Annotated in this window: 11 protein-coding genes; 1 reads left to right on the top strand and 10 read right to left on the bottom strand. The window is 60.6% G+C overall.

The genetic code is table 11. The features are described 5' to 3' along the window. Positions 1–15: 15 nt before the first annotated feature. The 8 genes from RXV86_RS11585 to RXV86_RS11550 form a co-directional block, all read right to left on the bottom strand. A complete protein-coding gene (locus RXV86_RS11585) occupies positions 16–1,320 on the bottom strand; it encodes a pitrilysin family protein (protein WP_316300260.1) in 1,305 nt (434 codons plus the stop codon). A gap of 2 nt (positions 1,321–1,322) precedes the next feature. Next, positions 1,323–2,660, bottom strand: coding sequence for a pitrilysin family protein (locus RXV86_RS11580; protein WP_316299769.1), 1,338 nt, complete (start codon positions 2,658–2,660; stop codon positions 1,323–1,325). Positions 2,661–2,820: 160 nt separating this feature from the next. Beyond that, on the bottom strand, positions 2,821–3,342 hold the full coding sequence (locus RXV86_RS11575; protein WP_316299767.1) for a DUF3035 domain-containing protein: 522 nt from the start codon (positions 3,340–3,342) through the stop codon (positions 2,821–2,823). Between the two features lie 53 nt (positions 3,343–3,395). After that, positions 3,396–3,890, bottom strand: coding sequence for a signal peptidase II (gene lspA, locus RXV86_RS11570; protein WP_316299765.1), 495 nt, complete (start codon positions 3,888–3,890; stop codon positions 3,396–3,398). A gap of 73 nt (positions 3,891–3,963) precedes the next feature. Then, positions 3,964–5,553, bottom strand: coding sequence for a bifunctional phosphoribosylaminoimidazolecarboxamide formyltransferase/IMP cyclohydrolase (gene purH / locus RXV86_RS11565; protein ID WP_316299763.1), 1,590 nt, complete (start codon positions 5,551–5,553; stop codon positions 3,964–3,966). Positions 5,554–5,652: 99 nt separating this feature from the next. Continuing rightward, the gene (locus RXV86_RS11560) at positions 5,653–6,726 is read right to left on the bottom strand and encodes a hypothetical protein (RefSeq protein ID WP_316299761.1); all 1,074 of its coding nucleotides are present in this window, start codon (positions 6,724–6,726) and stop codon (positions 5,653–5,655) included. Next, positions 6,726–8,468: a heparinase II/III family protein gene (locus RXV86_RS11555; RefSeq protein WP_316299758.1), complete on the bottom strand. Its 1,743-nt coding sequence runs from the start codon at positions 8,466–8,468 to the stop codon at positions 6,726–6,728. Before RXV86_RS11555 ends, RXV86_RS11560 begins: the two co-directional genes overlap by 1 nt. Before the next feature lie 100 nt (positions 8,469–8,568). Further along, positions 8,569–9,825: an RsmB/NOP family class I SAM-dependent RNA methyltransferase gene (locus RXV86_RS11550; protein WP_316299756.1), complete on the bottom strand. Its 1,257-nt coding sequence runs from the start codon at positions 9,823–9,825 to the stop codon at positions 8,569–8,571. A 44-nt stretch (positions 9,826–9,869) separates the two neighbouring features. On the opposite strand from RXV86_RS11550, the gene RXV86_RS11545 reads away from it, so the two are divergent. Then, positions 9,870–10,049: a DUF1674 domain-containing protein gene (locus RXV86_RS11545; protein ID WP_316299754.1), complete on the top strand. Its 180-nt coding sequence runs from the start codon at positions 9,870–9,872 to the stop codon at positions 10,047–10,049. Between the two features lie 5 nt (positions 10,050–10,054). On the opposite strand, the gene RXV86_RS11540 is transcribed toward RXV86_RS11545, so the two are convergent. Beyond that, on the bottom strand, positions 10,055–10,504 hold the full coding sequence (locus RXV86_RS11540) for an HIT family protein (RefSeq protein ID WP_316299751.1): 450 nt from the start codon (positions 10,502–10,504) through the stop codon (positions 10,055–10,057). Position 10,505: 1 nt separating this feature from the next. After that, the gene (dapB, locus tag RXV86_RS11535) at positions 10,506–11,315 is read right to left on the bottom strand and encodes a 4-hydroxy-tetrahydrodipicolinate reductase (protein WP_316299750.1); all 810 of its coding nucleotides are present in this window, start codon (positions 11,313–11,315) and stop codon (positions 10,506–10,508) included. Positions 11,316–11,318 lie beyond the last annotated feature (3 nt).

Genomic DNA, 11,318 nt, shown 5'->3' with positions numbered 1-11,318 from the left:
CACCCACATTATTCATCAGTTCGACAGGCCCGCGGGTTGGCCAACAACCACGAATGTGAGCCGTTTGGGGTCAAGTAATTCCCGGGCAACACGGTTGACCTCATCCAGAGTAACCGCATTGATCCGATCATTGCGGTTGGCGATGTAATCGATCTGCATGTCACTGGCCTGCATGTTGGCCATGATCCGTGCAATCGGGCCGTTGCCGTCAAACCGCAGGGGGTAGGCGCCGGTGAGGTAGGTTTTGGCATCCTCCAATTCCTGCTCGGTGATGCCGCGGTCACGCATCTTCTGCCACTCATCCTGGATCACCGCGATGGCCTCGGCGACACGGTCATTGGCGGAGGCCACGGAACCGGCCATATAGTCGGCGTGATCCTTGTCGACTGTGTACGTATAGACGCCGTAGGTCAGGCCGCGCTTTTCACGCACCTCGCGCATCAGGCGGGATTCTTGCCCCGAACCACCCAGAACGGTGTCGATGATGTAGGCAGGAAAGAAATCGGGGTGATCGAGGCCGATTCCCGGTTGGCCAAAAAGCACAACCGACTGCGGGGTCTCGAAATCGGTGACATGCACACCGCCGGAAAAGGACGGCGTTACCGATGCGGCCATTGGTGCACCGTTTTCCGGCAGGTCGCCCAACAGAATGTCCAGCATCTGGCCCAGTTCATCAGCAGAAATGTCACCCACAGCCGAGATAAACAACCGATCGCGGGCAATTGCTCCGCGATGAGCGGCCGCAAGATCATCACGCGTCAGGGCGGCGACGCTGTGTTCCGTGCCATCATGATTCGAGCCATAGGGATGATCGCCAAAGACCATCGCATCGAAGGTACGGCCGGCAATGGCATCGGGATCTTTCAGATCCGAGCGGATACCGGAAAGCACCTGCGCACGGACCCGCTCGATTGCGTCAGTGTCAAACCGTGGGTTCCCCAGTGCATCGCGCAGAAGTGCGACGGCCTCATCGCGGTTCTCAGTCAGGAACTTGGCCGAAACAGAGATGTTGTCATCGCTGATTCTGAACTTGAACGAGGCGGCAAGCCCCTCGGCGGCACGGGCGAACGCGCGTGCGTCGCGGTCCCCGGCACCTTCCTCAAGAAGATGAGTCATCAGGGCTGTGGCTCCACGCTTGCCAGGGGCATCAAGCGACCCTCCGCCCTTGAACCGCAGTTCGAGCGCAACAAAGGGGATCGAGCGCTCTTCGACCAACCAGGCGTCAATCCCGCCAGGCGACGTGATTTCCTGGACCTCGACACCGGCACGAGCGGGCACGGCAAAAGTCAGGGCAATGGACAGGGCAAAAACAAGACGCAGGATCATTGGCTTACCTCCTGTGTGTCGCTCATCAACCAGCCGGTCACGGAGTGTTTGCGCACCAGAACCTCGCGCGCGGCGGTCAGGATATCCTCTTCGGTTACCGACTGAAGGACATCAGGCCACGCCTGTACGTCCTCGACCCTCAGGCCCGAGGCCAAGGCCTCGCCGTAACGGTTGGCAAGGCTTTCGACATTATCGCGGGCATAAACCTGTGCGGCATGAAGCTGAAACTTGATCCGGGCAAGCTGATCGGCATCGACACCTGCTTCGAGGAAGTCGGCAACAGCCTTGTCCATGGCATCCTCGGCCTGTTGCAGGGTGACGCCCTGTGCCGGGACGATGAATAGAGTGAACGAGGTGTCGTCCAGCGAAAGCCCATCGTAAAAGGCACCGGTATAGACCGCCGTCTGTGTCTCGAACTGGAGCTTTTCGGTCAGCCACGACGTCTGACCACCACCGAGAAGTTCGGCCAGCATGACAAGGGCTGCGGCTTTTTTCTGATCACCGGGGTCGCGTTCCGGAGCAATGTAGGAACGGCTGACATAGGGTTGCGCCACGCGGGCATCGCGGTACATCATCCGGCGTTCGGCCATCTGGCGCGGCTCGGACGGGCGGTTGCGGGGCTCCAGCGCAGGATTGGACTCTAACACACCGTAATATGCCTGTGCCAAGTCACGGACCTTGTCGGGCATGACGTCTCCGGCGACAACCAAGATGGCGTTATTCGGGGCGTAGAATTCATCGTAATAGGCCTGCGCCGCGTCGAGGGTCAGGCCCTCCATTTCATGGCGCCAGCCAATGACCGGCACGCCGTATCGGTGGTTGAGATAAAGCGCGGCGTTCTTCTGTTCGCGAAACAGCGACGACGGGTTGTTTTCGACCCGCTGGTTGCGTTCTTCGATGATCACGTCACGCTCGGTCGCGATATCGTTTTCGTCAAGCCTCAGGTTGACCATGCGGTCGCTTTCCATCCGCATCATCAGTTCCAGCCGGTCTGCAGCGACCCGTTGGTAGTAACCGGTGTAGTCATAGCTGGTAAACGCGTTGTCGCGGCCACCATTGCGGGCGACGGTGGCGGAAAGCTCGCCGGATTCGAGGTTTTCGGTCGCCTTGAACAGGAGGTGTTCGAGAAAATGGGCAACGCCGGACACACCGGGGGTTTCGTCGGCCGAGCCAGCCCGATACCAGACCATATGAACCACCACTGGCGCGCGGTGATCTTCGATCACGAGAACATCCATGCCGTTGTCCAGCGTAAAATGCGTGATCTGGTCATTGGCCCATGCCGGCAGGGCGAGGGCAATCATGGCGGACAGAGCCGCAAAGAGTTGCTTCATATTCCGTCTTTCCCGAGGTTTCGGTTGATCATGACAATAAGCGCAGGACGCAAGGCTTCAAGCCTGCGCGCGGGTTCTGACGCAGTTGTGAGGCAAGCTCAGACAGGTCGAGAAAGGGTTAACCACCTGAAGATCCTGAAGACCACCTGCTGAGGGCGAATTACTGTGCCGGAGGTGCCGCAGGGGTACGGGCCCCGGCGCGGCGATAGCGATTCCACTCGCGACGCGCGTTCAGTGTTTCGCGCTTGTAAACCTTGTTGTAGAGATCCTGCCGGACAATCCGGATACGGGTAAAGCGCGACTTGCGGCGACGGAATTCTTCGTCTTCGGCGGCAAGTTCGGCGCGCACGTTCGGGTCGACGCCGTTGCGTGATGCGGCCCGCACAAGAGCGGTATCACCGGCAGGCACGCCTTTATCCTGAAGTCGATCAGGTCGGCCGCCCAGCGCAGCAACGCCATCCGCCACCGGGTTCTGATCGGTCAGGTTGGCAGATCCCGGGGTCGGGGTCGGAAGTTCGGCAAAGCTTTTGGGTGCCTGAAGCGGTTTGCCGGGAAGAACGGCAAATTCGTCCGGACCCGGCGTTGCCGAGCGTATGTCGCGCAACGTGATGTCGCGTTCGTATCCGCTGCAAGCCGACAGACCTGCAGCCGCCAAAATCAGGAATGCTATGCGTTTGCGCATTGCTCTTCTCCCACACCGCTTTAACAGGGTATTACCCTATTGCAGCACCAAGGTCACGAGGGCTTTTTCGCCCCGGTTTTCGAGCCGGTATTCGACCCGGTAAAGACCACCATTCCAACAGCACCTGCAAAGACCGCGATATCGGCGATGTTGAAGGAATAGGGGTTGTTGAATCCACAGCAGGTGACGTTCAGAAAATCCGCCACCGCGCCGTAAAGCAGGCGGTCGATTACATTACCCATCGCCCCACCGACCAGAAGCCCGGCAGAAACACGCGCTTGCCAGCTGTTTTCCTCGTGATGAGTCCACCACAGAACCGCGCCGGAAATCACCAGCGCAACGGCGACCAGTACCCAACGGGTCAGGTCGCTGTCTTCGGCAAAGAGACCGAAATTGACACCATAATTCCAAGCCATCCGAAGATTGAGAAAGCCGGGAACCGCGATGAGTTCGCCCAGTTCACGCAGATTGAGACTGTGGACAACAAGGTACTTGCTGGCCTGATCGGCCAGAAACGTCCAGAATCCCACCCAGAAAACGGTGCGCATCTTGCTCTCCTGCCTCTGGTGGGGCGCTATATTTATGGTTGATTGCCCCATCTGCCTGCTCTTGTTTTTTCCCTTAGTGCCGGAAATGACGCATGCCGGTCAAGACCATTGCCAATCCGGCCTCGTCTGCGGCAGCGATAACTTCGTTGTCGCGCATACTGCCTCCGGGTTGAATCACGGCTGTTGCACCGGCTGCCGCGGCCTCCATCAGACCATCGGCAAACGGGAAGAACGCGTCGGATGCCACGACCGAACCCTTGGCCAGGCTTTCGGGCAGGCCCATGGCATCGGCCATGCGCTGGGCCTTGATGGCGGCGATGTTGGCACTGTCGAGGCGGCTCATCTGGCCGGCGCCGACGCCCACTGTGGCGCCGTCACGAACATAGACGATAGCGTTGGATTTCACGTGTTTGGCCACCTTCCAGGCGAACATCAGATCGGCAAATTCCTGCTCAGTCGGGGCGCGTTTGGTGACGACCTTGAGATCATCGGCACCGACATGGCCGTTATCGCGGTCCTGAACCAGCATACCGCCGCCCACCTGACGATAGGTCAGACCAGCGGTCATCGGATCAGCCATGCCACCGGTGGTCAAAAGGCGCAGGTTCTTTTTGGCCGCAAAGATCGCCTTGGCCTCGTCGCTGGCTTCGGGGGCGATGACGACCTCGGTGAAGATCTGGACGATTTCTTCTGCCGTGGCGGCATCAAGCGGTTGGTTCAGGGCGATGATCCCGCCAAAGGCCGAGGTCCGGTCGCAGTCAAAGGCTTTGACATAGGCATCCTTGAGGCTGTCAGCACGGGCCACGCCACAGGGGTTGGCGTGTTTGATGATGGCGCAGGCGGGGCCGTCCGCGGTGGCGAATTCCGAGACCAGTTCGAACGCGGCGTCGGTGTCGTTGATGTTGTTGTAGCTGAGTTCCTTGCCCTGGTGCTGCTGGGCGGTGGAAACACCGGGGCGGTTCGAGCCATCGGTGTAGAAGCTGGCCGACTGGTGCGGGTTTTCTCCATAGCGCAGGGTCTGGGCCAGGGTGCCGGCGATGGCACGGCGGCGGGGCGTATCGACTCCGATGGCATCGGCCATCCAGGTCGAGACCGCGGCGTCATAGGCGGCGGTGCGGGCATAGGCGCGTTGGGCCAGTTTGCGGCGGAATTTCGGGCAGGTGGCATTGTCATGCTGATCCATGTCGCCGAGCAGTTTATCGTAGTCTTCGACATCAACGACAACGGTCACGTGGGCGTAGTTCTTGGCCGCCGCACGGATCATCGCCGGGCCGCCGATGTCGATGTTTTCGATGCAGGTGTCATAATCGGCACCCTTGGCGACGGTTTCTTCGAAAGGGTAGAGGTTGACCACGAGCAGGTCGATCGCGCCGATGCCGTGTTCATTCATCGCGGCGACGTGGCTGTCATTGTCACGCAGAGCCAGAAGGCCGCCATGCACCATCGGGTGCAGGGTCTTGACCCGGCCATCCATCATTTCCGGGAAGCCGGTCACGTCCGAAACATCCCTGACCGTCAGCCCCGCGTCGCGAATGGCCTTGGCGCTGCCACCGGTCGACAGCAGTTCGACACCACGTTCGGACAGGGCGCGGGCCAGGTCAATAAGGCCGGTCTTATTGGACACGGACAGAAGGGCGCGGCGGATAGGGGCGAGATCGGGCATCAGAGACTCCGGATTGGTCAGATAGCAGCTTCTGCGCTGCGGCATACGCCATCCGAGGCAAAGATTGAACCGCCTATATGTCGCGGTTCTGTGAAAACCCTATTTAACGCGCATAAGGTTATAATTGTGCACGATCTCAAGCGTGCTGGTGTTGGTTGGCTTGCCATCCTTAAACGCGTGCGGCCCGTCCTGAAGTGGCAGAACCTGCTCACCTGCCCGCCAAAGGAAATAGCCTTCATCATCCGAGAAACTGGTGCCGTATTTGATCTTGTTCTGACAGGACGAAAAACTGGGACCGGGAGCGCATTTCATCGCGAATTTACTGTAGACCGTCGCCGCGGGTCGAATGTCAGGCCAGTTCAGCGTGAGCGTCTTGCCATCGGATGTGCCGCCAATTGCAGTACCCTTGAGCGCGGCGACCTTGTTGCACCTGGCGCAGCTTTGACCTGTGACCTGGTAGAGCGGAGGCGCCTGTTCGTATTCCGGGGCGACCTGGGCCTGTGTCACGGTGCCGGATTTGTACTGCCAACTGCCCTTGCGTTTCTCCAGCGTGACTTCGGCTGCCATCTTGTAGCGGAAGGTGAACCCATGGGTGTAGTTGAGCGGACTGTAGACCCCGGTTGCCGGATCCACCTGCTCGTACCTGTTATGATATACAAGCCGCACATGGCCGGGCAGCGACACCTGCCAGACCTGGGTCTCACGCGTGAAGTCGATCTTGTAGACCATCTGGCCGGTGCACGGGGCCTCGGGTGGGCCGGCATTTGTGAAGCTGACCACGGTTTCAGCACCCGGATCGAGTGGGATGACGACGGGCTGTCCCTGGGTTGGTACGAACGGCGCAGAAGAGTTCATCCATTCGCCGTTGTAGTTCCATTGACCGTAGGTCAGAACCAGATCAGAATCGTCTCTAACATGGCCTGAAGAGGCGCTTGGTCCCGATAGAGTGTATGGCCCCAACGTGCCACTGACCGAGTATTTTCCTTTGCCCTGAACGGGGCCATCAACAGGTGGCAAGGTCAGTGGAATGACGTCGGTCGAGGTTTGCACATCAATACGCCCGCCGTGATTGCAGGTGGAGTTCCCGGTGATGGTCAGCGTTGCCTTGCGCGCCGTGTCCGCCTGCCCGGCAAGCGGGATTGTGATCAAAGCGGCAATAAACAAGAAGCGCATCAGCTTGTCTCCGGGTACACGTTGTCCATTTGCAGATCGCGAATGCTGATCGGGGTGTCCTGGGCCTTGCTGAGGGACCAGCGCACGCGAGTCGCCTGATCCACGGCACGGCCGGTCAGGACCACCTGTTTGGTTGCGCGCGGTTTCAGACGGCCCTTTTCCATATAGATCGAGGGTTCCAGTGTCAGCGCAGTGGTGCCATCGCTGCGCAGAACCCAAAGCTCGCCGCTTTTCAACGCAAGCGAAACGGCCGCGCCACCCATATCGAGCTCGGCATCGACCTCGGGGTGAATGTGAAAGCGAATTTGGAACAACACACCGGGTTCAAGCGCGTTTTCCTGGACCTTGGCAAAGCGCTTCCTGTCGGCATCTTCAAGGCAGACGAGAAGGTCCTCGCCCACCATACCACGGCCATCGAAGGTCAGCTCCAGCGTGCGAGCATGGGTCAGGCCATGAGTCTTGAGCCAGCCATCATGGCCGCCCTGAAACCGGATGCCATCGGGGACCGGGCTGATTTCCACCGGGACATGGGCAGGCACATCCGAAAAGTACTCCGAACGGGCGCCATCACCGCTGGAAAGACGGGCGCTGGAATACCCCTCGAGACATAGGGTGGAATGGGACGGGGTGGCGCGGCCGGCCCGGCGCCAGTCCTCGCCGAAATTGGCGCCGGAACCACAATTGGAGATGACCGGGCGGCGACCCGAGGTCAGCTCAAAAGCCAGCGTGCTGGCATGAGCATCAAAACTGGCCCGCCCTTTGGGTGGCGGGGCGGCGTCGATGATGACCGAGGTACGACCCGCCGATATGCGGGCAAAGCCCATGGCGAGCCCTTCTGAGGGGCGGGTTTTTACTCCGGATTGGGCGAGCGCATTGTCAAGCCGCCCTTCCAGCCCCTTGCCACCGCCATGGAACCGGGCCAGCGAGCCATCGGAGTGGCGCAGCGAACGAAGGGTTGGCGCAATCCGTTCAATCGCCGCAAAATGCGGAATAGGCACGGTGCGCCCGGCCTCATCCAGCGCAAGTGCGGCCCAGGTCAGCAGGGTAAAGACCTCGAGCAGCTCTTCGGGATTACGGGTGGGAATGCCGCCCTGATCATCGACCTGCGAGGCGCATTCATGCGCCAGAGCCCTGACTGCCGGATCGACATGCTCCTCCATCCCTTCAAGTGACAGCCCGGCATAGATCATACCGGTCAGCGCCTCGAATTTCGGCAGGCCCGGGCGGGTGGCGGGCCAGCGTTTCGACAGGAAGATCGTCTGCTGCGCGAGCGAGCGGTAGAAAGCGTCGGACTGATCCTTCTCGCGGCCGTGCAGCAGGAAGATCGCGTGGTTGATCCAGCGGATTAGGCGGCGACCAGTGAGTTCGGGGGTCCAGCCGGGGCCGGTGCCACGTCCGAATTGCTCAATCCAGTCCCAGGTCCAGTCCTGCGCCCGGGTGCGGGCGGAGCCATCGCCCACCGCAACAAGGTCATCAAGCCAGGCAAAGCCATGGATCTCTTCCAGAAACGCTGGGTTTTGCACCCTCAGCGCAAAAAGGCTGTTTTCCTTGTCCTCAACCAGCTTACCCGCAAAGAGAAAATTGCCGGCGACAAGCTGTCTGCCACGCGCAAACAGGCCAATGGTGCGTGGTTCGGGTTGCGAGACAAAGGCCGTGACCGCCTTGGCGCGGGTAGAGGTCCGCGCGTGCCAGCGGTTCGCAAAACGCGTGAACCACGCGCGCATGCCATGGGATTCGGACATCAGCTCGACCTTGTTGCACCGTTATCGGCGTCATTGCGATGCATGATAGCCCGGCTTGGTCACAAGGTCATCAGACAAGTGCGCACAGGTGGGAATTTGCCTAAGACTTTCGCAAGCAAGCGATATAGAACCCGTCCATTCCGCCCTGATCGGCCCAATAATCGGGGCGCAGGCGAAGGCCCCCTTCTTCAGTTTGCCAGGCGCGGTCGATGCCAGGAAGATTAAGCGCATCGCGATCCACCATCAGGTCCGGGTGGCGTTTCAGGGCCTCATCTACCTGGCATTCGCCTTCATCGGGCAAAAGGCTGCAGGTACAGAACACCAGCCGCCCACCTGGTTTAAGCAGCGCCAGAGCGTGGTCGAGCATTTGCGCTTGCAGTTCGATCAGCCCGCCAAATTCCGAACCGTCCTTGGCATGGGGCAGATCTGGGTGGCGGCGGATGGTACCGGTGGCGGAACAGGGCGCATCAAGCAGGATGGCGTCATAGCTGCCCTGATGCTCCAGAGCATCCTGCGCCACAACATTCGCCTTTAGGCGGGCACGGTGCAGGTTTTCTCGGACCCGCTCAAGGCGACCTTCGGAGATGTCGAGCGCTGTGACTTTGGCCCCAGCGGCGGCGAGTTGCAGGGTCTTGCCGCCCGGAGCGGCGCACATGTCGAGGATTTTCTCACCCGGTTGTGGGGCGAGAACCTTGGCCGGTACGGCAGCAGCGGCGTCCTGCACCCACCAGTGCCCGCCTCTGTACCCCGGCAAGGCCGAGACCTGCGGCGCACCGGGCAGGCGGATGGAACCGGTGGGCAGAAGCGTGCCTTCCAGCGTCTTTTCGGTCTTGTTAGGATCTGTTTTAGCCGTGATATCGAGCGGTGCGCCCTGGAAATGTGCCGCCTCGATGGCGGCGACGGTGGGGGCATCATAGGCTTCGACCAAGGGGCCACGCAGCCATTTCAGCAAGCGGGGGATGCGCAAGGAATCCCACTTGGCCGGGGCCTCATCGACCATCTTGCGCAAAACGGCATTCACCAGCCCCTTGAGCCGGTTGTGGCGCTTGTGCTCCGCGACGATGCTGACCGCGTCGTTGACCACGCCATGGGCATCGCCGCCCAGCGCCAGTTCGACGGTGGCAAGGCGCAGAACATTGCGGATAAAGAGCGCGGGGTTCTTGCGCAGGTGGCGCGAGAGCAGTTTATCGGCCCGTTCCAGCCCGCGCAGGGTTTCAGTGGTCAGCCGTTGCGCCCGAGCGCGATCCGCAGTGGTGAGTCGTTCAAGGGACGGGGTCAGCTCGCTGAGCAGCCGTCCTTCGCCCAGAATCTGGTCGAGCATGTAGATGGCGGAGCGGCGGGCAGAGGGTTTGGGCATGTGCTATCCTTGGCAAAGGCCTAAGCCGCGCGTATATCAACGCCATGACTGAGAAGAAAGACCTTCCCCCCGCCGCCATCCGCGCTCTGAAAGAAGCCGAAGCGCGCCGCAAGAAAGCCGAGGCCGAGGCCAAGGCGATGCCCAAGGAACTCGGCGGTCGTGACGGCCCCGAGCCAGTGCGGTTTGGCGATTGGGAAAAGAAAGGGATCGCGGTCGATTTCTGACAGACCTAGTCAGACGCGAGCCCCTTCGAAATCTGTTCTGCCATCGCTGCAAGATCATCCACGTCAGCCGGGAGGCATGGCGCGAAACTGACGTTTTCTTCCACGATATAGCGTCGCGACGTGAGATCGGTTTTTTCATGCATTGGCACAAGGTGCGCATGCACATGCGCCACGTCACCACCCGAGAACATGAACCCGACCTTGTCCACGCCAAGCTCTGATTTCTGAACCCGTGCAAGCCGCTGGCCCAGATGCATGATGCTTGCTGCAAGATCGGCCGGGAGATCGTCGAAATAGGGGAAATGTTCCTGCGGAATGATCAAGACATGGCCAGGGCGGATCGGGCCGAGATCGAGAAACGCGACAATCCGGTCATCGCGGTACACTTCGGTCGCCGAAATTTCCCCACGGGCGATTTTGCAGAAGATGCAATCGGCGTGGTCGGCCATAGTCATGTCAGAGACCCAGAACGTCGATCATGTCATACTGACCCGGTTTCTTGTCGAGCCCCCAGAGCGCTGCCTTGAGCGCGCCACGGGCAAAGACCGAACGATCCGTTGCGATGTGACGAATGACGATGCGTTCGCCGGGGGCGGCAAACAACACGTCATGTTCGCCAACGATGTCGCCACCACGAATGGCGGTGAACCCGATGTCACCGCGTTTGCGCGCGCCGGTGATGCCATCGCGACCACGGTCGGCCACCTCGTTCAAGTCAACACCGCGGCCATCGGCAGCGGCCTGGCCCAGCATCAGGGCCGTGCCCGAGGGGGCATCGACCTTTTGGTTGTGATGCGCCTCGATCACCTCGATGTCGAAATCCTCGTCCAGCGCCTGGGCCACCTTGCGGGTCAGCTGGGTCAGCAGGTTCACACCGAGGCTCATGTTGCCGGCGCGCACGATCACGGCATGACGGGAAGCGGGCTCCAGCGCGGCAATCTGGTCGTCATCCATGCCAGTAGTGCCGATCACATGTACAACCCGCGCCTGGGCGGCGTATTTGGCGAAATTTAGCGTGGCCATCGGCGCCGTGAAGTCGATCACAGCATGAGCGCGGGCAAAGCATTCCAATGGGTCACTTTCGACGGTGACGCCCAGCGCCTGACCGCCCATCGCCTCGCCCACATCGCGACCAAGCCAGTCATGACCGTCGCGTTCAATCGCGCCGACGAGCTTGACCTTGTCGGATGCCACCACGGTGTTGATCAGCATCTGGCCCATGCGCCCCGAGGCGCCGGTGATCACGATTCCGGGGGTGTCGGACATGTT

It is taken from the genome of Aliisedimentitalea sp. MJ-SS2, assembly GCF_032586155.1.
GTDB lineage: Bacteria > Pseudomonadota > Alphaproteobacteria > Rhodobacterales > Rhodobacteraceae > JAWHTC01.
Note: the sequence above shows the minus strand (reverse complement) of the source record. Positions and strands in the feature narration are given on the sequence as shown.